This is a genomic window from Endozoicomonas sp. GU-1 (assembly GCF_027366395.1).
Classification (GTDB): Bacteria; Pseudomonadota; Gammaproteobacteria; order Pseudomonadales; family Endozoicomonadaceae; genus Endozoicomonas.
The window spans coordinates 5,186,395-5,210,200 of sequence record NZ_CP114771.1; the positions used below are offsets into that span (position 1 = coordinate 5,186,395).

The following is a 23,806-nucleotide window of genomic DNA, read 5'->3' on the forward strand; positions in this document are numbered from 1 at the left end:
TTATCGCACCTATTGTGGGGTGTGGGGTAATGGAGGAATGCCGTCACGGTTTTTCCTGGCCATGCAACGAAACGTCAACAGGCCCTATGGCGGCAGTGACTGCATCAGAAGTTGGAGCCGTTATTCTTCAGCCGTGGGGGGAGGCTGTGAGCCGGGCCTCTCATCCAGTGCCAACAGCTTGGTCAGAGAGATTATTCCTCTGCTTTTCGGTTCGGTTTTTATGGATGGCTGGTCACCCATATCGAAGTGGACAGATGTTGCTTTTGTGGTCATTCCGTGCAGCTTCTTTTTGATAAACCCGGGGGGCTTGTCTGAAATGGCAAGCGAGTCGATCTTCAACGCTTTACTCCCTGAGGACAGGTTTCTGAATCGCGTGTGATTTGACTGCAGTGCCCGGATGACTGCTTTCTCAATCTGCTTTTGCAGTAGCGGTAATTTTTTGTCACTCACCCCATGTGCAGTGAGGGTGTTTAAGTCTATATCCCCACCTGTGATATCCAAATGAATCATTATGCCCAGCTGATTATCACCTGCTTTTTTTCCGGTGATTTTTTTCCTGGCTGCATCAGGCAGTTGTTGCATAAACTCCGCTAATTTAGCAAAAGGAATTTGTACCATAATATCCAGCGAGCCACTCATATCTTCATCCAGCCTCATCTGACCAGTCTGTATATGAAATGGACCTGCGTTGTTGTCACTGAACTTAAGATTGTCAAAAAAGATAGTTGGTTTCGACGTCTGGTCGCCAATCAGATTACTGTTCAGACCCGCATGTAGATCAAGCAATGACAGGTTAGTCTCTTCAGGAATGTATTCGGACATAGCCGGTGCCAGGCTGTTCAGGTTTCTGACTTTGATATTTGTGATCTGTGACTTCAGCCGGGCACCGGTATCTTCCTGATGCCAGAATGTCGACATTGCCGGGGAGGCATCCAGATCAGAAACAATAGCCCCTGGCAGCTGATGCTTTAGCCCTGAGCAGTAGCGGTTGATTGACGCAGCGATTAATGACAGAAGGTTGCTCTCGCCAACAAGCTCTGGCTGATTGATTTCAATAGCGAGCGTTACAGGTGCTTCCCCGGAAGCTTCTGCGGAACCGGACGGGTAATAGTCAACATCAAAAGTGAGTTTGTCGGCAGTGATGGTCAGGCTTTCTATCCCATTACCGTGCCTGTCACTCCCCTGAGGTCTGACAATACCGGGCTGTATACCTTCAAGATGTATATTTCCGATCTTTATAATGGGTTCAACCTTGTCGGCGCTGTTATTACCCGGAGATGATGAAGCGGCAGAGGTATTACTCTGGTGACTGCGGCCACCTATCATTCCTTCCGGGCTATGGTTATTTGCAGAAAGTTCCAGCTTTCCTTTGGTGATATGGATGTCCTGCTGTTTGCCCATATAGAGTTTGACAATGGACATGCCGAGTGCCCGCAATTCTGATTTCGGGACTCCCACCGTTTTAATGCCAGCTTTGGCCAGGGCCCAGCCAAGCAGATCAACTTTGCTGTCGGCTATGGCCAAACCGTTTTCATCTGCCTGCTCCCCTGCTGCCGCAAGGCCGGCCTGTGCCAGAGAGGCGGCAAAACCCATGGTTCCAATGCCAAACTTTGCCACCTCAGATACTCCCTGACCTACGGAGGACCAGCCTTCACTGAACGTCTGATAAGTTGTGTTGGCAAGATCGTATGAAAATAACGCCACTGCCCTGGCAACTTCTCTGGCTGGTGCTGTCAGCCAGCCGAGGTAGGAGGTTGGCTCTGTTGGAACAGCTGAGCGTTGATGAAGACCTTTTGGGGGAACCTCATTGACAGGTATCTCCCGCAAACCCCGGGTTTGAGAAATAGTCTGGTGGCTGTTTGAGGTATCAGGGGGACTCAGATTGGCAATAAACTGGCTCTGCGCTGGTCCGCCGATACCTGAAGATTTGTCCATAGTTCAGAAATCGGCGGCTTATGGATATTGTTAACTGTGCTTGTCAAGCCAGGTGCACAGCTGATCAATCACTTCCTGATGATTGGTTTCATGAAATAATTCGTGTCTGGCACCTGGGTATAGTGTCAATGTTGTATTGCTGTGACCAGAACTGATCCATGCTTTTTGCAGATTTTTTAAGCCATCCGGTGCGCTGACAGGGTCTTGGTCTCCCCCTATGATCAGTACTGGCAGCTGATGGTTGATTTTCTTTAACCGGCTTTTTGAACTGATTTCCTGCAGCCCTCCGAACAGGTCATGCCAGAGCTGGTTGCTGCAGCGAAAACCACAAAGAGGGTCCCTGACGTATCGCATAACCGATTCAGGGTTGCGGCTTAACCAGTCAAACTCGGTCGTATTGGGTTTAAAGCGGGTGTTGTATCCGGCAAATGTCAGTTGGTGGATGACAGGGCTGTGCCCCATCACTCCCTGGCGCAGGGTTTCAATTTTGGCGACCAGCCGGGCGAGCATCAGCAATGGCTTTGTCACAAAGTTTGACCCAGAGAGAATGGCACCGGATATATTGGGATTATGCCTGGCCAGATAGCTTTGCAGGATATAACTGCCCATGCTGTGACCCAGAAGAAAGCAGGGTAGAGTCGGGTGCTGGGCAAGGGTGTGGTCAACGACCCGCTTCAGGTCCTGAACCACATTATTCCACCCATCATGATCACCAAAATGCCCTCGGCTGGACGTTTTATCTTTGTTGATTGTGGTGCCATGTCCGCGATGATCATGGGCATAGACATGAAACCCTCTTCTGGTCAGTTGCTCCGCCAGCTCTTGGTAGCGGGCACTGTGCTCAGCCATGCCATGACTGATATGGAGCACAGCCTTTGGACTTTTTTTCGCCAGCCACTGGTAAACCGGAATACGGTGGTGGCCTGATTGGCTGTTGATGGTTACCAGTGAAGGTGGTGATTCCGGGTGGGTCATACAGCGTCCTTGAATAGGCTTTTAGATTGATTATGCTTAACATCTGAATTGAATGGCAACTGGCTCGAAGATTTTCACGTTTATTTTATCAAAGTGTGGCTGAAGGTTGTCCGTAGTGATCACGGACAGTGCTTCTACCTCAATCATCTGTTCAATATCAAAAGAGGTGGCATCGCCGGAGCGGCCATCGATCAGCTTGGTACGCCCGGCATGGGCATGAACTGATGGGGTGAAAGTCCCCTGTGGGAGAACCTACATCTGACTGGCGGTAAAGACGCCTGCTGATGACAACCACTAGCTTAAGGCAAGTGCAGTCCCGCGAGGGGCTGTGCGGAGGCAGTCTGAGTGCAAAGGTGCGAGCCGACGTACAGAAATCGCATACAAGGCTGAGTCTCTGGGCGAGTGAGCCAAGGATCACAAAGCCCTCTGGTTCGTGAGACACGGTAAATGCGGCGGTTGTGCACTGAAAGTCCATGTTCTTATCCGGGGAGATCTGTTCAACATGCGATTGGTAAGTTCCCAGTTCTCAGCCACTGGTTACAACAGGCTCGGCGAACAGTGACTCATCATCCTGTTCGAGCAAACCCGATGGCAACCAATAGCGCCAGCAGAGGTAACCCTGCGTGGTGATTGGACAGAAGTCAGCAGAGGCCATAGTAGCTGTACGACAAAAGTCATTAATGGACGGGAAGTCGTCAGCGAAGGGCCGAACATCGATGACAAAGAGGAGACTGATTCCCTCAGGGCGATGCAGCCGTCCGGCGACTCACCGTACCTGGCGACAGAATCTTTGACCAGCTTTGAACCATGATCTACTAAATTGCGTACTTGAACCGGCTAATCTGGCAAGCGCATGGAAACAGGTCAGAAGCAACAAGGGTGCTCCGGGTATCGATGGAGTCACCATTGAAGCTTATCCAGACTTTGCCAAACAGCATTGGCCTTCAGTGCGTCAAGCCTTATTGGACGGAACCTATCAGCCGTCACCCGTGCGCCGGCATGTAATAGAAAAGCCGGACGGCGGTGAACGCTTGCTGGGAATCCCAACCGTGATCGACAGGGTCATACAGCAGGCCATTGTGCAGGTGCTGACGCCTGTCTTTGACCCGGGATTTTCCCCAAACAGCTTTGGCTACCGACCGGGACGGTCAGCACACGACGGAGTCCGTCAGGTTAAGCAGTTGATCAACGGGGGGCTACATTACGCCGTTGACGTTGATCTGAGTAAATTCTTTGATACGGTTAATCACGACGTTTTGATGTCGAGGGTCTCCCGTAAGGTCCGCGACAAACGCCTTCTGAAACTGATTGGTCGCTACCTGCGCTCCGGAGTCATGATTGAGGGCAATGTCTACCCGACCAGGGTTGGCATGCCACAGGGTGGGCCTTTATCACCCTTGCTGTCTAATGTGGTCCTCGACGAACTCGACAAGGAGCTTGAATATCGGGGTCATTGCTTTGCAAGATACTGTGATGATTTTGTGATTCTCGTCAAAAGTCAGCGTGCAGGGGATCGGGTGATGCACAGCATTACCCAATTCATTGAACGCAAATTGAAACTGAAGATTAACTCCCGGAAAAGTAAAGTTGTGAAAGCAACAGAAAGCGAATTCCTGAGTTTCACCTTCACAGGGAAGAAAGTTCGCTGGGCCCAGAAGTGTCTGGACCGATTCAAATACCGGATACTCAAGTTGACCAGTCGTCGCTGGGGTGTCTCAATGCAACATCGGTTACGCAAACTGGCGCAATATATCCGGGGTTGGATGGGGTATTTTCGGTTATCGGAATATTACCGACCAATTCCCCTGCTGGATCAATGGATACGTCGGCGAATCCGTTGCTGTTTTCTGAAGCAATGGCGCAAGCCAAAAACCCGTTTCAAGAATCTGGTCAGGTTAGGCGTTGATAAAGTGAACGCCGCCAAGATCGCAGCCAGCAGCAAAGGGTATTACCGTCTGAGTAAAACTTATGCGGTACAACAGGCACTGAATAACAATTACCTCGCGAAAATTGGGCTTGTTTCATTGAAAGACTTATGGATCAGGTTTCACCATCATCGTTGAACCGCCCGGTGCGGACCCGCATGCCGGGTGCTGTGGGGAGGGCTGGAGAAAGACCAGCCCTTACCCGATTATTTTTGCAGCGATAAAATCGTCCTCACTGATACATCACCATTATCAAGAACTCTTGTTTCCGTTCTTATTTGTCTTTCAGGCATTGATAAACTCAGATTTTTACCAATGAAATACAGGTTTAATAAATTGTGGAAAATATTGGCAGATCGTTGGCTACAGAGAAAAGTAAAAATATGTACCTGTTTATGAGAGCGCAGGATCTTGTCAAGTTTTGCTTCAATCAGGGATTGGAATAGCTGTTCACGAGTATCACGGTCCGTAAGGTTCCCTGTGTCAAAGGTCATTTGGTCGATAATAACACCGCTCTCCTCCCTTTCCTTGAATGAGCAGGTTTTTGTATTGCTGTAAATGCTAAGCAGGGGGCGGTCTGACGGAGAGTAAATGTCAATATTCATGCCTCTTAATAAATCATTGGAAAAAATGTCACTTAATTTCGTGCTGGAGGAGATTGCCAGATCTTTTTGATATTCCGTTTGCAGGTGCAGGTTGCACTCATCCAACTCTTTGTGCTCCAAATCGTCCATGGACATGGAGTAGTGGTTTTGTGACAGGTTGGTTAAATGTCTGTGAATACCCAGGCCGCTATTGATACAGGCTTCGACCTGATCAAAAACCGAGGTCATCGTTGTTATACTCCGGGCGGGATGGTCCGGGGTTGTTAAATGGTGTTCCACTGACTTTCTGTCATCTGTAAAGCGTTGCATAGCTCTGCCCGGGTGGTCACCGAATGTTATCAGGTAGTAATTTGTCAGGGTTTGCAGTTGCTCATCCCGGGATAATGTCAGCGCATTTAACTGGTTCAGAAGTTTGCTCATTCTATTTGGCGAAAGAAGGTTGCCAATAAAAACCTTAACTGCTCCGGTTTCGGTAATATACTTCCAAAGACGTATAAATTCCCTGGCGGGTTTGGTCATGTCAGGATCCCCGGATAAACGAGGCATGCTGTTGCTGAAAAGGGGGGGGGGGGTGCCCGTTTTCTCTGGAGCGATGACAAAGGCCATTGCTGACTCACTACTGGCTGAAGAAGAGGTACCATCGGGGATATCAATCTATCAGAAAGATTGGTGCTCAGTGATGAATTTGTGGGGCTTGAAGACTGTGGTTGTGCTGTCTTCAGTGGTCGTTGTACTTTAATGGCTATCAGATGGTGGCGTGTAAGCGCCCGTTAGCAGGTGATTGCCGTTTATTCTGTCCATTGGCTTTTCTCTTGTGAATACTATTGTTCAGGCCTTCGTTGCAAGCAGGTTAGAAGTATTTACCGCAGGTCGTCTATCAGGAGCAGCAGAAAACTGATAACCTCAAAAAATTTTCCAATGCGATAGTCGGCAAGACAGGTTGAACAGTTTGCGAGCCAGTTTTTATTCTACACAGCTCCATCATGGATGTGGGAGGCGTACTCCATGACCACCGGTTTCTGGAAAGACAAGTACCCGCAAGGTATTCCTGCAACGATAGATGTTGGTCAGTATCGCTCAATTATTGATGTACTGGAGTACAGCACCCGCAAGTTTGCCAGCAAACCGGCATTCAGCAACATGGGGCATGAGCTGAGCTATTCCCGTCTTTATGAGCTCAGTGGGCATTTCTGCAGTTATCTGCAAAATCACACCGATTTGCGCCCCGGCGATCGTATCGCCATTATGCTGCCCAATGTCATGCAGTTTCCTGTGGCGGTCTTTGGCGCACTGCGTGCCGGATTGATTGTGGTGAACACCAATCCGCTCTATACCGAACGTGAGATGGAGCACCAGTGCCGCGATTCCGGAGCCAAGGCGCTGGTGGTGTTGGCCAACATGGCGCACATGGCTGAGAAGGTGATTCCCAAAACGGCCATCAAGCATGTTGTGGTGACGCAGGTCGGCGATATGCTGCCCACCTTTAAGCGGACGCTGGTGAATCTGGTGGTTAAACACGTTAAGAAAATGGTGCCGGATTATTCGCTGCCATCGGCGGTGTCATTTACCACTGTTCTCAGTCGGGGAGCCTTGCACCATTGCACGGATATTCGCCGGGAAAATGATGATGTTGCCATCTTGCAGTATACCGGTGGTACGACAGGTGTCGCTAAAGGTGCCATGCTGACTCACCGCAATATTCTCAGCAATATGTTCCAGGTCAAGGCACTTGTTGGGGGTAATTTGCAGGAAGGCGAGGAGCTGATTATTGCGCCATTGCCGCTTTATCATATTTTTGCTTTTACCGTGCATTGCATGGTGGCTATCTTGATGGGTGAGCATAACATGCTTATTACCAACCCGCGGGATATGAAATCCTTTATCAGGGATTTGACCGGTAAGCCTTTCAGCATGTTCATTGGTCTGAATACTCTGTTTGTCGGGCTAATGAACCAGGAAGACTTCCGTCGTCTTGATTTCTCCTATCTGAAAAACACCATTTCCGGTGGTATGGCGCTGCAACTGGATACTGCGGAGCGATGGGAGAACCTGACCGGCAGTCGTATCTGTGAAGGTTATGGTATGACCGAAACTTCACCCGTGGTGACGATTAACCCACTGGGTAAAATCAAACTGGGCACCATTGGCCTGCCAGTGCCGTCCTGTGAATTGAAAGTGGTTGATGCTGAAGATCAGGATCTGCCCATTGGCGAAGTGGGTGAACTCTGCATAAAAGGCCCTCAGGTGATGAAGGGCTACTGGCAGAGTGAGCAGGCCACTGAAGAAGCGTTTCTGGATGGCTGGTTGAGGACTGGCGACATTGCCCGAATAGACGAGGAAGGTTATGTCACTATTGTCGATCGCAAAAAGGACATGATCTGTATCTCCGGTTTCAATGTTTACCCGAATGAGCTGGAGGAGGTGCTCTCTGCTCATCCGGATGTTGCTCAGTGTGCCGTGATCGGTGTTCCCGATAAACGCTCTGGAGAAGCGATCAAGGTGTTTGTCGTGTCCAGTAATCCGGGGCTGACCAAAGAAGAAGTGATTCACTTTTTCCGGCAGAACCTGACGGGCTATAAAGTACCCAAAATGGTTGAGTTCAGAGATGAGCTGCCCACGACCAATGTGGGTAAGATCCTCCGTCGTCATTTGCGTGATGAAGAGCTGGCAGCCCGGCAAATTTAATGAGTGGTTAGGGTCTGTTGACGTTTCGTTGCGCTGAGCACGCAACGAAACGTCAACAGACCCTGGAATTCTTCTCGGGCGGCCATTCAGGCCGCTTGTCAAACTTATATCATCATCACTGATTCCATATAAACGGGAGTACCTGGGTGTCCGGCTTTTCCGATAAGCAACTGCATCAGTCCATCAATCAATGCATGATACGTGACCGTTACCGCTTGCGTGGTCAATTGCGTCGGCTGAAACGGGATGATGAGGCAGGTCTGGAGCGGATTCAGAAAAAAATAGCGTCATCGCTGTTGCTGGTAGAGCAGCGACAAGCGGCTCTTCCTGAAGTCCGTTATGAGCAGGCACTACCGGTGATTGACCGGAAAGGGGATATCGCCAGGGCTATCCGTGAGCATCAGGTAGTGGTGATCGCCGGTGAAACGGGCTCAGGCAAGACAACCCAGCTGCCAAAAATCTGTCTTGAAGCGGGTCGGGGTATTTTTGGTACGATTGCCCATACCCAGCCCCGGCGACTGGCCGCCCGTTCCGTTGCCAATCGCATTGCTGAAGAGCTTGGGGGCGTGCTGGGGGAGCAGGTTGGTTACCAGGTGCGTTTCACCGATCACTCCACCGAAACCACACTGATCAAGTTGATGACTGACGGTATTCTGCTGGCCGAGATCCAGAATGACCGTTTTCTTAACCGCTATGACACCCTGATCATTGATGAAGCCCATGAGCGCAGCCTGAATATTGATTTTCTTCTGGGCTATATCAAGCTGATCCTGCCTAAACGACCAGACCTGAAAGTCATCATCACGTCGGCCACCATAGACGTCGAACGGTTTTCAAAGCACTTTGATCAAGCGCCGGTGATCGAAGTCTCGGGCAGAACCTATCCGGTAGAGACATTATATCGTCCACTGGAAGATCTTGAGCTGGAAGGGCGTGATGCCGACCAGCGATTACAGCAGGGGATTCTGGCCGCACTGGAAGAGATTGACAGCCTTGAACGCGCAGGAAAGGGCAAACCACTGGGCGATGTGCTGGTGTTTCTCAGCGGTGAACGGGATATCCGGGAAACTCACCAGTTCCTCCGGGATGCCAAACTGCCCCATACTGACATTCTGCCACTGTATGCCCGCCTTTCTGCCGCCGAGCAGAACCGGATCTTCCAGGAACACTCCGGTCGTCGTGTTATTTTGTCCACCAACGTCGCCGAAACCTCATTAACGGTGCCGGGCATTCGCTATGTGATTGACCCCGGTACTGCCCGTATCAGCCGCTACAGTGTCCGGTCAAAAGTCCAGCGGCTGCCGGTTGAGGCTGTGTCGCAGGCATCGGCCAATCAGCGTAAAGGGCGCTGTGGTCGTGTTGCCGAAGGTATCTGTATTCGCCTTTACTCTGAGGAGGATTTTCTTTCCCGTCCGGAGTTTACCGATCCGGAGATTCTCAGAACCAACCTGGCGGCGGTGATCTTGCAGATGCTGCGGATGGGGCTGGGGGATATTGCCGCGTTTCCATTTGTTGATCCACCGGATGGCAAAGCCATTAATGATGGCTTCAAGCTGCTGCAGGAGCTGGTGGCGGTGGGGAAAGACCGGCGCATTACCCCGATTGGCCGACAGCTGGGGCAGCTGCCGGTAGATCCACGCCTTGGACGGATGCTGATTGAGGCGAATAACAATAATGCCCTGCATGAAGTGTTGATTATTGTCAGTGCCCTGGCGGCACAGGATCCCAGGGAACGTCCGCAGGATAAGCAGCAGGCAGCCGATCAGCGCCACCGTGAGTTTTATCACGATGACTCGGACTTTATGACTTATGTGAATCTCTGGGAAGCCTATGAGGAACAGCGGCAGGCATTGTCCCAGAACCAGCTGCGCAAATACTGCAATAAACAGTTTCTGTCTTTTATGCGCATGCGCGAGTGGCGCGACCTCCATCGACAGCTGACACTGGCCTGTAAAGACCTGCAATTCCGCGTGAATGACAGCCCTGCCAGCTATGGTGATGTTCACAAGTCACTGCTATCCGGCCTTTTGTCCCAGTTGGGCAGTAAAGATGATGAAGCGGATTATATGGGAGCCAGAAACCGGCGCTTCTATCTGTTTCCGGCATCGACGCTTTATAAGCGCAAGCCCAAATGGGTGATGGCGGCAGAGCTGGTGGAAACCTCCCGGCTCTTTGCCCGAACCAATGCCAAACTGGAGCCCCAATGGATTGAGCCGCTGGCAACGCATCTGGTGAAGCGCAACTATTTTGAACCCCACTGGGAGAAGAAGCGTGCCCAGGTGGTGGCGTTTGAGCAGGTGACACTGTACGGCTTGATTGTGGTCGGTCGTCGTCGGGTGAATTATGGCCCGATAGATCCGGTGGTTGCCCGGGAAATCTTTATCCGTGAAGCCCTGGTGGAAGGGCATTTTGATTCCAAAGGGGCGTTTCAGAAGCATAACCTGGCATTGATTGACGAAGTGGATGAGCTGGAAGCAAAGTCCCGTCGCCGGGATATTCTGGTGGACAGTGACACGCTCTACCACTTTTACGATGCCCTGATTCCTGCGGATATCTGTAACGGTGCAGGCTTTGAAAAGTGGCGCAAGGGGGCTGAACGACAGAAGCCTGATTTGCTCCACCTTACCAAAGAGTATCTGATGCAGCATGAAGCAGAGCATATCACCGTCAACAGATACCCGGATCGCTTCCGCTGGGAGGGGCTGGAGCTGCCCCTCAGTTATCACTTTGCCCCGGGTGAGCCGGATGACGGCGTCACCCTGACCGTGCCGGTAGAGGCATTAAGGTTGCTGCCCAGGCATCGTCTGGAGTGGCTGGTGCCCGGTATGCTGTTTCGACAAGTGTGTGGCCCTGGTGCGATCCATGCCCAAGCCAGTGCGTAAGAACTTTGTCCCTGTGCCTGATTTTGTTAATGGTGCTTTGGAATCACTCTCTGCCTGTGACGAGCCGCTGACCGACATGCTTGGACGACAGCTGACACGTATGTCCGGTGTGCGCATTCTCGAAGAGCACTGGAACACAGATAGCCTGGATGGACATTTGCTAATGAATATCCGGGTGGTGAATGAAGATGGCGATGTTATTGGCCAGGGGCGTGATTTAAATCAGCTCAGACAACAGTTCTCTGATCATGTACAGGACACCATCCGTAAGCTGGCGAAAAGTCATCTGGAGCAGGAAGGTCTGCTGGACTGGACCTGTGGCGAGCTGCCCCATGAGATTACCCGGAAAGCCGGGGGGCTGGTATTAAAGTCATACCCGGCCCTGGTTGACCAGCGTGATTCCGTGGCGGTTCAGCTGTTTGAGAGTGCGGCGATGGCTGACGTTGAAAACCGCAAAGGGTTGACCCGACTGCTCAGGATCAGGTTGTCCACCCAGCTTAAGTTTGCCTTGAGTAAAATGGCCCGATTGAAAGAAACCAGGTTGCTGGCCACTAACCTGATGAATCAGAACCTGCTGGAAGATGATGTGCAGAGTTTGATTATCAGCGGTGTCTATCTAAGTAAGGACAGCGAGCTGCCGAAAAGCCGTGAATCATTCATGGCATTGCTGGAGCAGCGTAAAGGCGACATTGTGCCTTTTGCCGAGAAGATTGATCCCATTCTTAATGAGATCTTTCGGATTGCCCAGGGAATTAGCCGACAGCTGAAAGGTAAGATCAGTTTTGACCGAGCCCTGGCCCTGGCGGATATCAAGCAGCATGTACAAAGGCTGTTGCAACCGGGGTTTATGACGTCAGCGGGTATGGAGTGGCTAAGCCACTATCCTCGTTATTTTAAGGCGATTGAGGTCAGGTTAGAGAAACTGCCAGCCCAGGTAAACCGTGATCGGGCCTGGACGGAAGAGCTGACCGCTCTGCAGCAGAAATATGATAAACGCCGGGAGGCTCATGATCAGCATAAGGTGGTCGATCCAAATCTTCAGCAATTCTATTGGATGATTGAAGAGTACCGGGTTTCCCTGTTTGCCCAGCAACTGGGCACTCGTTTTCCGGTATCGGACAAACGACTGCGGAAATTGTGGGAAGAGGTGGAAGCGATTTGATTCACCGGTGTTTTCTCACCCATGTTATCAAGGAGTCACGGTAAATGTGTCAAGCTTGGGCCTGATCGATATATCGGCCCTTGATAGATCCGGTTAATGAGTACTTGTTATTTGACCTGTCAGAACCTGTCGATGTTGTTAAGCCCGACTACTCTGCCGGGTGATGCCCGGCAGATGTTTCAGATCAGGGGCTGGCCACAGGGGTTATGGCCAGGCAATCATCAGGCAGGTTGTGCTTCTTTTTCATCGCGGATTTTATCGACAATGGCCGTGGTTGAGCAGTTTTCCAGGAAAGCCAGTACTTTCACTTCACCACCGTATTCATGAACAATCGGGGCACCGACCACTTCATCCAGTGAGTAGTCGCCGCCTTTTACCAGTACATCCGGCTTGATTGCCTGAATCAGATTTTCCGGGGTGTCTTCATCAAAACTGACAACCCAGTCCACTGCTTCCAGGCCGGCAAGTACTGCCATGCGCCGGTCCACCGGGTTAATCGGGCGTCCTTCGCCTTTCAGGCGGGTGACAGAATCATCGCCATTAATGGCCAGAATCAGCCTGTCCCCCTGCTTGCGTGCCTGCTCCAGGTAGCCAACATGGCCAGCATGGAGGATATCAAAACAGCCGTTGGTAAATACGATCTTTTCGCCGTGAGCCCGGGCATCTTCAACCGCAACCATCAATTGCTCGGCAGATACCGCGCCTCTTTCAGCACCCAGCTCCCGGTTCACTTCACGCCTCAGTTCGGGCATGGAGACGCTGGCGGTGCCCAGCTTGGCCACAACAATGCCGGCGGCAATATTGGCCAGACCGGCAGCCTGGGGCAGGTCACAGCCAGCGGCCAGGGAGGCGGCCAGTACCGAGATAACCGTATCGCCTGCACCTGTTACATCGAAAACTTCTCTTGCCCTTGCCGGGAAGTGAACTTCAGGTTCCTTTTCCCGGATCAGGGTCATGCCGTGTTCACTGCGGGTAATAAGCAGTGCTCCCAGCTCAAGGTCTTTTAACAGTTGTTGACCTTTACTGACCAGCTCTTCTTCGCTGCGGCAGGAGCCAACAATCGTCTCAAACTCTTTCAGGTTGGGCGTTATCACCGTGGCACCACGGTAACGCTCAAAGCTGCTGCCTTTGGGGTCCACGAGAACGGGAATATTATGGGATCGGGCCAGGCGAATCAGTTGCTGGCAGCCCTGCAGAGTGCCCTTGCCGTAATCAGACAGGACAATGGCGCTCAGGTTATGGAGAAGCTGGGCGGCCTTTTCTTCAATGACATCGGGACTCAGACCATCAAAGGTTTCTTCATGGTCCAGACGAATCAATTGTTGATGCTGGGAAATGACCCGTAACTTGGTAATGGTCGGTGCACCGGGAATTCGGGCAAAGCTGCAGTAGATGCCAGCGGCCTCCAGCCGGGTCTGAAGGACGTCGGCGGCTTCATCGTTACCGGTTGCCGCGATAACCCATGCCGGTGCGCCCAGTGTGGCAATGTTGAGGGCAACATTGCCCGCTCCGCCCGGACGGTCTTCTATCTGTCCGACTTTGACTACAGGCACCGGAGCTTCCGGTGAAATCCGGGAGGTGGCACCATGCCAGTATCGATCCAGCATGATATCGCCAATTACCAGGACTTTGGCCAGATCAAAACGGGGAATCGTCAATTTCATCAATGAGGTCCAGTCAGCTTAATGGCAGTTGCTTAAGTACTTACCATACCACAGCCGTGCAATATGCACCTTAAAGTCAGTTGACGGGTATTTTGGCAAAGGTTATATAGCGTGTGCTGGTACACCTTATACGCCTTGTTTCGTGTTTCCGGATCGGGGGCAGTACAGCTGTTTTACGGTAAATTGACGACTTTACCATAGATGTTTTCTGCTGCGTAAGTGAGAAAGAATATTAATCCTGTGACGTCAGATAGTCGTCGTACTCCTCGACACTCGCCTCATCATTGTCAGCCTGGATATCCTGGCATTTAGACAGGTATTTTTGCAGTTTATTATTCTGGGAGTCTTTAAGCTCAGTGGCGTATTGAGGGTTATGTTCAAGTAATGTTTTGAGCTTAGCTGCATCATTGCGCTCGATCAGCAAAGCGATTTGTTTGGCAAGGGATTGCGTGCTTTCCAAGGGGGTTACAAGTTTATAACAGCTTTCTGGGGCTACTGTTGGTGATGGTTGCGCTAATTCAGATGGTGGGGGTTCTTTGGGTTTTGAAGATCTTGCCTCTTTCGCGCGCAACAGCGACATCTTTTCCAGAAGATTTAAGACACTGTTTTGAAATTTGGTCAGGTTTTCTGATTGGACTTCACTTGTTCTTGGGAAATAAGTTACCCCTGCCGGGTCCAGCTGAGCCCTTTTGAGCAACCCATGGTAGGGGTGGCTTTCAGCTATGGACTTTGAGAATGAGGTGATTAATTTGAAGGGTGGGATGTGACCGGATTGTGTTTTGCCACGGGGAACAATAAGCGTTTTATCCCGGATTTTCCATAATCCCAGCGTTTTGAACAGTATGGCAAGGTCACAAATATTATCGTCACTGGTATCAGGGCAGGTTGAGTCAGCGCCTTTGGGTGAATTGGATATTGAGTCAGTAACTGTACTTTCGGTTTGAGCCTGAGCACCCTTCGGGGGCGCAGAATGATCATAAAAAGTACAAATTGTAGAAAGCAATGCCCCAATGAAATTTGTAGCGGTGGAAGCTGTTTTAAAAGGGTCGTCAGGTATAAAAAACGTAACACCCTGGTGGGAGATGGTCTCAGTAATTATTCCTTTTCCGGAATCAGGATTGAAAAGGCACGATATTTGAAATACATCATGTTCCCGGAACATTTTTTTGGCATCCGTCTTATCAGGTGAAAATTCTGCCTTTAAAACATACTTTGGTATGTTGGAGACTCTGCGGGATGCCATATTCAACGTACCTGACAGAAAAGCCTCGGCAATGTGTGCCGGGTTTTCCTTGTCAAACTTGCCCAGTTGAATTGATCGGAGTATCAACGCTTTCCTGCATTTGGTCATGAAATCGATGAGTTCCTGAAATATTAAATTTTGCGGGTATTTAGTCGAGATCTTTTGCCATTCCTGAATACACTCTTGCAATTCAACGGGCAGAGAGCTTTCCGTAATGTCATTATTTTGAGTGCCTTTGAGTGGTATGGAAGAACCAGAGCCTGAAGATGCAAGTGTTGTCGTGTACGCACGACTGGGAAGCACAGCTCTTGCTTCAATGTTAGTGGTCTTGGTAGATGTTATGTCATTTGAGCCTGACTGACTGGATGTATGAGCCTGACATTTTGCAACAGTTCGTTGAGAAGAAAAAACGCATTTAGAGCTATTAGCAGCGGATGCTAAAGGCTGAGTCAACTGATTGGTGGAAAGTGCTGCCGAAACGTCGGCCGGGTTAGTGCTTCGATGTGTTTCCATTGGAAATGCCCGTTTAAGCTCAAGATACGACCAGTACATGGTTTCAATGTAATTGATGAATTCCTTCTATCAATAACTCCCAGGCTCCGTTCATCCTGAGCTGAGCCGAACGGTGCCCGGGGTGAACGGAGATTTTACGCATCAAACTTATTGAAATTATGTGCTACGTAAGATTGAAAAAGAGAGCAAAAGTTCCATTTTCCTACTGTGTAATATTTAAACTTGTTCTACGGTAACAGGCGGTTCATCCTGAAACTGCATCTTGTGCAGTTTGGCGTAATGTTCACCTTTCGCCAGCAGTTCAGTATGGGTTCCTCGTTCAATAATTCGGCCATGCTCCATTACCAGAATGCAGTCGGCATTCTCAATGGTTGACAGGCGGTGGGCAATCACCAGGGTGGTACGGCCTTTCATGATGCTATCCAGGGCTGCCTGAATGTGGCGCTCGGATTCCGTGTCCAGGGCTGAGGTTGCTTCATCCAGAATCAGGATGGGTGCATCTTTCAGCACCGCACGGGCAATGGCCAGACGCTGACGCTGGCCACCGGACAGGAGAACGCCGTCTTCGCCAACAATCGTGTGCATACCGTCCGACATGTCTTTGATGAACTCTGTGGCATGGGCCGCTTCTGCAGCCAGGCGGATATCTTCCTGATCGGCGGTATCCCCCAGGGCACCGTAGGCAATATTTCTGGCAACGGTATCATTGAACAGGGTGATGTTCTGGCTGACCAGGGCAATTTGGCTGCGCAGGTTTTTCAATTCAAAGTCATTCAGGGGAACACCGTCAATCAGGATATCGCCTTCGGTATGGTTATAGAACCTGGGAACAAGATTGGCGAGGGTGCTTTTGCCGGAACCGGATCGCCCCACCAGGGCGTAGGTTTGTCCGGGTTGAATGGTAAAGCTGATGTCTTGCAGTGCGGGTGATTCCGCACCCGGATAAGCAAAACCAATCTGCCTGAATTCAACGCAACCGGTGACCCGGTCGCAGGTGTACTGGCCATGATTGGCTTCTGGTGTTTCATCCACCATGGCGAAAATACTTTCTGCCGCCGCGATGCCCTTCTGGATACTGGCGTTCACTTCGCTGAGCTGGCGGATCGGCTTGGGCAGCAGGGCGGCCGCCGTCACATAACCTACCAGGGTTGCGGTGGTTGAGTCACCTTTGACAAACAGAACCATAAACAGCAACAGGGCAAGGGCTATGGAGACAATAAATTGCAGAACCGGCGTATGGACGGAGCCCGCCTTGGCCAGCTTAAGGTTCTGGCGGGTATTGGCGGCACTGGAAGACCGGAAGCGATCACATTCATAACCTTCACCGCCAAACCCCCTGACCTCCCGATAGCCATTAATGGTTTCCGAGGTGACATGGGTCAGGTCACCCATGGAATTTTGCATATTTCTGCTGATCCTGCGGAAACGTTTGCTGGCATAGGCAACCACCATGGCAATGATTGGCAGTGCGGCAATAAAGATCAGGGTCATCTTCCAGCTGGTGTAAAACAGGAAGCTGAGCAGGAAGACAACGGTCAGGCCTTCCCGGACGGCAACACGAATGGCATCGGTGGCCGCGGCAGTCACCAGACTGACGTTATAGGTAATACGGGCAATCAGGTGGCCGGAGTTGTTGTTATCAAAGAATGCATTGGGCAGGTTGATCATGCGCTCGAACATCTCGGTTCTCAGGTCATGGATAACAAAGTTCGCAACCTTGGAGATGTAGTAATTACCCAGATAAGAGCCAATGCCCCTAACGATGGCGATAATGACCATCAGTGACGGGATCAGCCAGAGTGATGAAATGGCTGAGTTGGGAAGCCATGTCTGGTTCTGCAGCAGGGTGACCTCTTCGCCTTCCAGCGCCTGGACAAAGTATTCAAGCAGCTTGGCGAAACCGGGCTGGGTCAGGGCAAAGATGGCCAGGCCAAGGAGACTCAGGGCAAAATAGCCGATGTAGGGTTTTACGTAAGTCAGCAGTCGAAGGTAAATCTGCAGACTGCCAGGATTAGGGTTCTGTTCTGACATGGTATAGGATCATTTCCGGCTCTGGACAGACGTTGCCATGAGCGTAAGTGCCGCTTCCGATTAAAAGAAAAGTCTGGCTGGGAAGCACGTTCTGGCGGCATTTTCATTAAAATAAAAATGAACCCGCGAGCATAACAGCGATATCAGCCATTTAAAAAGCCTTTTTACCGGGCGTTTGCGGAAGCGCTTCAGGAAAAATAGCATGTTTGCTTATTCGGTTGCGGAAAAAGGACAGGCTTAAAACCTGAATGTACTACTTAACCCGTCCGTTTTGACAAGCTGTTGATCAGGTATTACCTTTTGTAATACTCGAACCAGAGACCTCAGCCATGTCAACCAGCTCAATCACCAGCAAAGGGCAGGTCACCATTCCCAGTGCTATTCGGGAAAAATATCAGTTGCAACCCGGTGATAAAGTGCTCTTTCAAGAAAAAGACGGAGTCATCATCCTGACCCCCATGTCTGACGATATTGAAGCCCTAGGTGGTTGCCTGGCCCAACACACCAATGGTCGCAAGGCATCGCTGGACGATATGGAACAAGCCATTAAGGCGGGTGCCTCTGAAACCTGGATCAATAAACATGACCAGCACAAAGGCAAGCAGTAATGGACGGTATTGACACGAATATCCTTATTCGCTATCTGGTTCGGGATGACGAGCCTCAGTATCAACAGGTTCTCAACTTCCTCACCGGTTGCCAGAAGTTTTACATCAGCCCTCTGGTGTTGATTGAAACTGTGTGGGTGCTCAGTCATTTTTACAGGGTAGATCCCGAACAGCAATGTCAGAAACTTAGAGCTGTTTTGCACCTGCAAAAGTGCGTAACTGATCATTGTCCGGAAACCCTGAAAGCTCTTGATGATTATCAACAGGGTTATGATTTTGCGGATGCCATGATCGGGCATCATAACAAACAACAATGTGTAACAACCCTGACCTTTGACCGCAAGGCTTCAAGGTTGCCTGAGTTCAGCCTGCTCTGGCCGCAGTGATCGCCGGTAGGTAAAGATCCTAAGGACCAAAGCCGGAATCATCATCCTCAGAATCACTGTCGCTGAAATCGGAAATATCCGCTATTGTTGAGCCCCCCTCTGATCCCAGGTCAACGGAGTCGATACTGCTAATGAAGCTGACAGCGGAATCACGGCGCTCATGAGCGCCACCTTGCAGATAGTCCTCCTGTTCAGAGATCAGCGCTGCCCGGTAATCTTCATCGGGATCGTCCACCCGGGCCATCTGCTCAAGCCCCCTGACAAACTCTTCAGGGTCGATTAACGAAGCTTTCATACTGGCTGCCACACGGGCCTTGGCATTGAGAAAATTGGGATTTTTCGGATGGGTTTTCCAGAGCGGATTTTGCTGGACTGCATAACCCCGATTCATCAGCTCACCCAGCACAGAGTGAAACTGCTCCTCATTGAAAATCATGCAAATCCCTTCTGCCATATTTAACGAGGCTGGCAGAAAAGCGGTAATGGGGTAATTGGCCTGCTCATCCGTGGCCAGACTGTGAACATCAACATTATGATGAATAACCCGGTGTTTTCTGCCCAATGCCCGTTCGTAATAGCTAACCATATTCCGGGTTCGGTTTGACACATTGCCCATATCCGAGTCCTCCCTGAAGAGGGTTTGCCCGGATTCATCTTTTACCGAATAAAAATCGTTCTGCAGTTTTTTTTCCAACTGATCATAGCCAGCCAGTTTCTCCTGCAACACCTCTTTGGATATTTTTCCGGCAGCAAAGGATTTCTTCAGTCTCGCTCGATACTTGTCTACCTGCCGGGTGACAACCTGGTCTGAGACTAAAGGTATGGGTAATCGGTCGAAACGCTCCAGATCCAGTTTCTCCAGGGGAAAAACCTCCATCAGTGGATCAATATCGGCGGTCATGGGCTGTGCCGTGTCGCCCGGTTCTGTTGCCGGCTGCGCAATCACCATAACAGGTGCTGGGGATATATGATCAGCGTCGTAAACAGCCCATTGGCCATCGGGTTCTCTTATCAATAGCTGGGTATGTTCAGGCCCGTCACTGCGATTGCAGGCCCGTGTCTTGAAATAGAGACACGGGTCACCTTGTTCATTGACCTGCTCATTTCGCTGATACAGATAGCCATTGCGTTCAAGCTCCTCAAGGCGGTTCTGGCTAATTCTTAATGGCACCGCCTCGGCGTACGGGTTGCCCTGGCGATCTACCCCTTTCAGGCACTTTTCTGCCTGCTTGCTGTATTTTTCTATTTTACTGTCCCTGTCCAGGGCCAGTTTGCTGTACTGCTGAAGCACCGGAATGGTACCTGCCTGAGCCCCCCAGTTACTGCTTTTTGCCTTGATCCTGAAATGCTTGGTGGGCCACCCTTCCTCAATCAGGGTGCGACAGACCGGCTCCACAGGTCGGGTAAACAGTGCTGCACCGCGGTTATCAGCGGCCTCTTTCAGCTGGCTCAGAAGATCATAGGGGATGCCCTGGAGGGAGTGCGCTGCAACCCGTTGCAGGCCGGTGATCACTTTGTCCCGGGAAGTATGTTCCTGCACAGGGTCAGCCAGAGTGATCAATGAGTTACTAAGGCTTTTTTGTGCATCTTTATCCAGTCGGCTCGCTGGTCTGTCACTGTTAACACCCTTGCCAATATGGGTATCACTGTGCTCAGTGATCGGGGAAACCTGCCGGGTATTGGCAAACACCCCTCGAGTATTATCGTTGACCGGCCTGGGTTTATTTTCTTGAGCTGGATATTGAGTTGGTGTGTTTGTGGTAATTTTTTTAGCCATAGTGTGCAGGTTTCCCCAGCTCATCCCTTTGCGAGCGAAACTATCAATGTTTTGCATCGGCAGTCTTTGCTCCTCCCTTTAAAGAACAGGGTCTCCACAAATTCTCACGACCAGCATAGATGGTGTTGAGGGTTTGTAATCTGAATTTTTGCGTCACCCATGCACAATGAAAATGCTTGAGCTGCAGGGCAAGCGCAGAGAAGTTTTCCGGGTTTTGAACAGCCTCTGAGCAGGAGTAAAAAATCACCTCATAAACTCTGCGGCTGTCAATCATTTCCAGTGGTGATGTTACGTATTTACTCCTGGGCAGGTCTGGCAGTACATTGTCTCGCTGAAAATTTACCCCCTCCCTGATCAGCTTCTGAACCAACGGATCGATCGCGGCATGCCACGATTAAGGTCTGTCAGTACTGAGCAGGAATCAACAGCTGTTTCGTTATAGGCAAGTGTGTTCACCGATTAAGTAGGTAGAATGCGAAAAAACGATGGGCGGTAGCGTGCTTGCGACCAGATAATCAGGCGAACAACCTGATTTATAAAGGTAAGTTTGAGGTGTCGACACATTAATTTGTAATTCGGACTTCTGTACATCCAGATGCTCCTACCCGGACATGCTGCGGAGTAATTCAAGGTGTGAAGCTCCGGGGATAAAGCCTCTAAGCTGGTAGTCTCAAACGGCGGCGGGCCTGGAGAGAGCCAGACGGTTGAACGTAAGTGAAGAGTTATAACTCGACTCTCAAGTTTCTAATGCACAAGTGTTTGATATTCCGGTAAACGATACTTGAGTGAAGCAGTTGGCATCATTCTCCCCAGCTCCCTGCCCGCCATATGCTTGCTGGATATTCTCACTGGCCGGTAGTCTTCCAGAGACTCCGTCAGCTTCTTGAACTGCTCCTGAGGATTTTCTGAATCCACAACTGTCCGGATGATATCCAGCAACGCATCGATTCTGAGCTTCTCGACCAGACAGCCAACGGTAAGCGCAGGCTGCTTGTGTTCCAAGCGGGCAGATTGTTCAGGATGAAGGAGCAACATATGGTCACACAGCACGCTCAGGATCACGCCACGCTCAGACCCTTCAATGCCTTGCTGCAAGGCTCTGTTGCACCAGCCTTCATGAAGTTTCCAGTCCTCAAAGAACACCTCGATCAACCACCTCAGCGTGTGAAGCCGGGCAATATCATCATGACGCCAGGAAACATCCGTGGCGGCCAGATAGCGATAGTCGTCCTCTCCCTCGTATTTCAAAGCAATAATAAATCGCTTCTGCCCATGGGCTTTGACCTTGAGACGGGCAGACAATACCGTCACCTTTTGCTCCTTTCCTCCTCGTATGACCAGAGTTTTTTTAACGCCAGGCCCGAGATAACTGTCAAAATAGGTCTTCAGATTAACTTCTTTGTTTTTGTAGATCACCGTCTGGTTCCAACGGAGCTGGCTAACAACCTGTGTTCCCGAGAAGACTGAGGAAGCTCCATCCATAAAATGGGCATCACCATAGAGAGCGTCCGCCAGGATGCCGGTGACGTTTATATCAGGAAAGTGGCGTTGGAAGGCCTGAATCAAATCCAGCGCCAGTAGCTGTTTTGTTGGGTACTCACTGTTGGGCTTTGGCTTGGGAGGTCGATCCTTTGGAGGAACTCCCTGTTTTTTCAACAAGTCTCTTTTCTTCCGCCATTCGGTCATCTTCGGGTCAGGCATATAGAACCGGAAGTCAATGGGAATGGTCACCAGCGGGGTTTGTAAAACCAGAAAGACCAGCTCCTGACCGTTGACATAACCACTGGTCCTCTTCTCCCTAATCTTGTGGGTCTTGCCTATCTTTTTGGTTCGTTTGCATCGTGAGCGCCCGGTGTCGTCAATAAGAAGATTTCCCTCTGATAAACCATAGCGGCCAATAATGACGAGAACACTGATGCGTAGCAGTAGATGCCAGACAATTTCGGATCGGTAAAACATCCACCATAAGGCGGCTGATGTGTATTGGCCAAGGCTTCGACGTTCCATGGTTGCCCAACAGAGCTTCTGCGTCAGAATCATTGCCGAAATGACAAATGCCAGAAAATAGCGTTGCTTGGTAGTCAGTCGCTGAGCTTGCGGAGCACGGCGTAAGGCTTGATCGAGATGATCAATAAATTGAGTAGCGCAGGGAAGAATACGTATAACCATGGTCACATGAATGTTGCCAATACATTACTTTGCAACCAAGCTTGGTACAGCAGGCCTCCTGTTGCCACGATGAAGACTCTGCGCAGCTAAAGTCCGAGTAGCGGCAGTGAGACCTGCTCAAATTTGACCCAATAGTCAGACTAAAACTTTAGAGTCGAGTAACAGATTCTGCTTACCTGCCTGTTCCAGCCGGTATTCCAGCTCGAAGTTTTTATCAAAGTGGTTAATCACCGGCACCTTGGTATAGGAGGTGACAAAGATCAGGTCCTTGATACCGGCGGCCACCGCTTCCTCCACGGCATACTGAATCAGTGGCTTATTCACCACGGGCAGCATCTGTGGCCTTGGTCGCGGGAAGGAAGCGGGTGCCCATACCGGCAACCGGGAAAACAGCTTTTCTGATGTTTACAGTCATAGAAATATCTAATGGTTAATACGTTGAATTGTAAGGCAATAGATTCCAGAAGGTGCTGGTCAAAAATGATATCAATGCTATCATTTTATAGAATATTCAGGAGGTGGATCGTGCCTAACCTAATCGTTCGTAATATTGACGAAAAAATCGTTGCAGCACTTAAGGCTCAAGCGGGTAAAAATGGGCTTAGCGCAGAGGCCGAACACCGTCGGATTCTTGAATCGGTTCTGTTAAAGCCCCAAAAAAAGAGCTTTACTGAAGCCCTGAAAAGTATCCCCAATGTAGGTAATGATGATGACTTTGAGCGTCTCGAAGACAGTGGTGATTCCAGTGTATTTGATTGATACCAATGTCATTGGTGAAATTCGCAAGAAACAAAAAGCCAACCCCGGTGTTCAGGGGTTCTTTAAAGAGGCGACTCAACAGGCATCGCCACTCTATCTCAGCGTGATTACCCTCGGAGACCTCCGTCGGGGTGTGGAGAAAATTCGCCATAGAGGTGACACGCCTCAGGCCAAGCAGCTTGAACACTGGCTGAAGACCCTGATCAGAGACTACAGCCAGTACATCCTGGAATTTGGCATTACCGAGGCTCAAATCTGGGGGAAGCTCAGAGTGCCTTATGAAAATGCCATTGAGAAACAAATTGCGGCCACAGCCATCACCTATGGCCTGACACTGGTTACCCGCAACACCCGGGCCTTTATCAATACGGGGGTAAACGTTTTAAATCCATTCTGGAATTGATCTCTGATGGATATAAATGGCACCGTTAAAGCGTTGAAACTGCCTTTCACCACCCCGATTGATATTTTCCTGAAATCTGATGTC

The 23,806-nt window shown here is 50.3% G+C and carries 19 protein-coding genes; 9 read left to right on the forward strand and 10 right to left on the reverse strand.

Features of this window, described 5'->3' with window-relative positions; genetic code table 11:
- Window positions 1-120: 120 nt before the first annotated feature.
- Together O3276_RS21640 and O3276_RS21645 are read right to left on the reverse strand one after the other, a co-directional pair.
- The gene (locus O3276_RS21640; RefSeq protein ID WP_269673168.1) at window positions 121-1,935 is read right to left on the reverse strand and encodes a hypothetical protein; all 1,815 of its coding nucleotides are present in this window, start codon (window positions 1,933-1,935) and stop codon (window positions 121-123) included.
- 30 nt (window positions 1,936-1,965) lie between these two features.
- Entirely contained in the window at window positions 1,966-2,910 is a 945-nt protein-coding gene (locus O3276_RS21645) for an alpha/beta hydrolase (protein WP_269673169.1), read from the reverse strand.
- A 48-nt stretch (window positions 2,911-2,958) separates the two neighbouring features.
- On the opposite strand from O3276_RS21645, the gene O3276_RS21650 reads away from it, so the two are divergent.
- The gene (locus tag O3276_RS21650; protein WP_269673170.1) at window positions 2,959-3,135 is read left to right on the forward strand and encodes a hypothetical protein; all 177 of its coding nucleotides are present in this window, start codon (window positions 2,959-2,961) and stop codon (window positions 3,133-3,135) included.
- A gap of 575 nt (window positions 3,136-3,710) precedes the next feature.
- A complete protein-coding gene (ltrA, locus tag O3276_RS21655; protein ID WP_269672318.1) occupies window positions 3,711-4,973 on the forward strand; it encodes a group II intron reverse transcriptase/maturase in 1,263 nt (420 codons plus the stop codon).
- A 68-nt stretch (window positions 4,974-5,041) separates the two neighbouring features.
- Here the strand turns inward: ltrA and O3276_RS21660 are convergent, their stop codons facing one another.
- Window positions 5,042-6,046 (reverse strand): SEA domain-containing protein, encoded by a 1,005-nt coding sequence (locus tag O3276_RS21660; RefSeq protein WP_269673171.1) that lies wholly within the window; start codon window positions 6,044-6,046, stop codon window positions 5,042-5,044.
- 399 nt (window positions 6,047-6,445) lie between these two features.
- On the opposite strand from O3276_RS21660, the gene O3276_RS21665 reads away from it, so the two are divergent.
- The 3 genes from O3276_RS21665 (at window position 6,446) to O3276_RS25565 (ending at window position 12,169) form a co-directional block, all read left to right on the forward strand.
- Complete coding sequence (locus tag O3276_RS21665; RefSeq protein ID WP_269673172.1) at window positions 6,446-8,125, forward strand: AMP-binding protein; 1,680 nt, start codon at window positions 6,446-6,448, stop codon at window positions 8,123-8,125.
- 146 nt (window positions 8,126-8,271) lie between these two features.
- Window positions 8,272-11,007: an ATP-dependent RNA helicase HrpA gene (gene hrpA, locus O3276_RS21670; protein ID WP_332328146.1), complete on the forward strand. Its 2,736-nt coding sequence runs from the start codon at window positions 8,272-8,274 to the stop codon at window positions 11,005-11,007.
- On the forward strand, window positions 10,988-12,169 hold the full coding sequence (locus O3276_RS25565; RefSeq protein ID WP_332328147.1) for a DUF3418 domain-containing protein: 1,182 nt from the start codon (window positions 10,988-10,990) through the stop codon (window positions 12,167-12,169). The genes hrpA and O3276_RS25565 overlap by 20 nt, the downstream gene beginning before the upstream one ends.
- A gap of 221 nt (window positions 12,170-12,390) precedes the next feature.
- Here O3276_RS25565 and hldE read toward each other — a convergent pair whose 3' ends face one another.
- The 3 genes from hldE to msbA all read right to left on the reverse strand — a co-directional run bounded on the left by hldE (window position 12,391) and on the right by msbA (window position 17,620).
- The gene (hldE, locus tag O3276_RS21675) at window positions 12,391-13,833 is read right to left on the reverse strand and encodes a bifunctional D-glycero-beta-D-manno-heptose-7-phosphate kinase/D-glycero-beta-D-manno-heptose 1-phosphate adenylyltransferase HldE (protein ID WP_269673173.1); all 1,443 of its coding nucleotides are present in this window, start codon (window positions 13,831-13,833) and stop codon (window positions 12,391-12,393) included.
- Window positions 13,834-14,065: 232 nt separating this feature from the next.
- Window positions 14,066-15,589, reverse strand: a complete 1,524-nt coding sequence (locus O3276_RS21680) for a hypothetical protein (protein WP_269673174.1) — start codon at window positions 15,587-15,589, stop codon at window positions 14,066-14,068.
- Window positions 15,590-15,805: 216 nt separating this feature from the next.
- Window positions 15,806-17,620 carry a lipid A export permease/ATP-binding protein MsbA gene (msbA, locus tag O3276_RS21685; protein WP_269673175.1) on the reverse strand — a complete coding sequence of 605 codons (1,815 nt, stop codon included), beginning with the start codon at window positions 17,618-17,620 and terminating at the stop codon, window positions 15,806-15,808.
- 329 nt (window positions 17,621-17,949) lie between these two features.
- On the opposite strand from msbA, the gene O3276_RS21690 reads away from it, so the two are divergent.
- Both O3276_RS21690 and O3276_RS21695 read left to right on the forward strand, forming a co-directional pair.
- Window positions 17,950-18,228, forward strand: a complete 279-nt coding sequence (locus tag O3276_RS21690) for an AbrB/MazE/SpoVT family DNA-binding domain-containing protein (protein ID WP_269673176.1) — start codon at window positions 17,950-17,952, stop codon at window positions 18,226-18,228.
- A complete protein-coding gene (locus O3276_RS21695) occupies window positions 18,228-18,614 on the forward strand; it encodes a type II toxin-antitoxin system VapC family toxin (RefSeq protein ID WP_269673177.1) in 387 nt (128 codons plus the stop codon). Before O3276_RS21690 ends, O3276_RS21695 begins: the two co-directional genes overlap by 1 nt.
- A 19-nt stretch (window positions 18,615-18,633) precedes the next feature.
- On the opposite strand, the gene O3276_RS21700 is transcribed toward O3276_RS21695, so the two are convergent.
- The 4 genes from O3276_RS21700 to O3276_RS25570 all read right to left on the reverse strand — a co-directional run bounded on the left by O3276_RS21700 (window position 18,634) and on the right by O3276_RS25570 (window position 22,884).
- A complete protein-coding gene (locus O3276_RS21700; protein ID WP_269673178.1) occupies window positions 18,634-20,448 on the reverse strand; it encodes an anthrax toxin-like adenylyl cyclase domain-containing protein in 1,815 nt (604 codons plus the stop codon).
- Window positions 20,435-20,665 (reverse strand): hypothetical protein, encoded by a 231-nt coding sequence (locus O3276_RS21705; RefSeq protein ID WP_269673179.1) that lies wholly within the window; start codon window positions 20,663-20,665, stop codon window positions 20,435-20,437. Before O3276_RS21705 ends, O3276_RS21700 begins: the two co-directional genes overlap by 14 nt.
- A 470-nt stretch (window positions 20,666-21,135) precedes the next feature.
- On the reverse strand, window positions 21,136-22,560 hold the full coding sequence (locus O3276_RS21710) for a transposase (RefSeq protein ID WP_269673180.1): 1,425 nt from the start codon (window positions 22,558-22,560) through the stop codon (window positions 21,136-21,138).
- 135 nt (window positions 22,561-22,695) lie between these two features.
- Window positions 22,696-22,884 carry a hypothetical protein gene (locus O3276_RS25570; RefSeq protein WP_332328148.1) on the reverse strand — a complete coding sequence of 63 codons (189 nt, stop codon included), beginning with the start codon at window positions 22,882-22,884 and terminating at the stop codon, window positions 22,696-22,698.
- 201 nt (window positions 22,885-23,085) lie between these two features.
- Here O3276_RS25570 and O3276_RS21720 point away from each other — a divergent pair, with 201 nt between their 5' ends.
- Together O3276_RS21720 and O3276_RS21725 are read left to right on the forward strand one after the other, a co-directional pair.
- Window positions 23,086-23,319, forward strand: coding sequence for a FitA-like ribbon-helix-helix domain-containing protein (locus O3276_RS21720; protein WP_269673181.1), 234 nt, complete (start codon window positions 23,086-23,088; stop codon window positions 23,317-23,319).
- Complete coding sequence (locus O3276_RS21725; protein WP_269673182.1) at window positions 23,306-23,722, forward strand: type II toxin-antitoxin system VapC family toxin; 417 nt, start codon at window positions 23,306-23,308, stop codon at window positions 23,720-23,722. The genes O3276_RS21720 and O3276_RS21725 overlap by 14 nt, the downstream gene beginning before the upstream one ends.
- Window positions 23,723-23,806 lie beyond the last annotated feature (84 nt).

Bases quoted from the DNA above. Each gene is read 5' to 3' on its own strand.
- O3276_RS21640 (WP_269673168.1), bottom strand. From the start codon at position 1,935: ATGGACAAATCTTCAGGTATCGGCGGACCAGCGCAGAGCCAGTTTATT.
- O3276_RS21645 (WP_269673169.1), bottom strand. From the start codon at position 2,910: ATGACCCACCCGGAATCACCACCTTCACTGGTAACCATCAACAGCCAA.
- O3276_RS21660 (WP_269673171.1), bottom strand. From the start codon at position 6,046: ATGGCCTTTGTCATCGCTCCAGAGAAAACGGGCACCCCCCCCCCCCTT.
- O3276_RS21665 (WP_269673172.1), top strand. From the start codon at position 6,446: ATGACCACCGGTTTCTGGAAAGACAAGTACCCGCAAGGTATTCCTGCA.
- O3276_RS25565 (WP_332328147.1), top strand. From the start codon at position 10,988: ATGCCCAAGCCAGTGCGTAAGAACTTTGTCCCTGTGCCTGATTTTGTT.
- hldE (WP_269673173.1), bottom strand. From the start codon at position 13,833: ATGAAATTGACGATTCCCCGTTTTGATCTGGCCAAAGTCCTGGTAATT.
- O3276_RS21680 (WP_269673174.1), bottom strand. From the start codon at position 15,589: ATGGAAACACATCGAAGCACTAACCCGGCCGACGTTTCGGCAGCACTT.
- msbA (WP_269673175.1), bottom strand. From the start codon at position 17,620: ATGTCAGAACAGAACCCTAATCCTGGCAGTCTGCAGATTTACCTTCGA.
- O3276_RS21690 (WP_269673176.1), top strand. From the start codon at position 17,950: ATGTCAACCAGCTCAATCACCAGCAAAGGGCAGGTCACCATTCCCAGT.
- O3276_RS21695 (WP_269673177.1), top strand. From the start codon at position 18,228: ATGGACGGTATTGACACGAATATCCTTATTCGCTATCTGGTTCGGGAT.
- O3276_RS21700 (WP_269673178.1), bottom strand. From the start codon at position 20,448: ATGCAAAACATTGATAGTTTCGCTCGCAAAGGGATGAGCTGGGGAAAC.
- O3276_RS21705 (WP_269673179.1), bottom strand. From the start codon at position 20,665: ATGATTGACAGCCGCAGAGTTTATGAGGTGATTTTTTACTCCTGCTCA.
- O3276_RS21710 (WP_269673180.1), bottom strand. From the start codon at position 22,560: ATGGTTATACGTATTCTTCCCTGCGCTACTCAATTTATTGATCATCTC.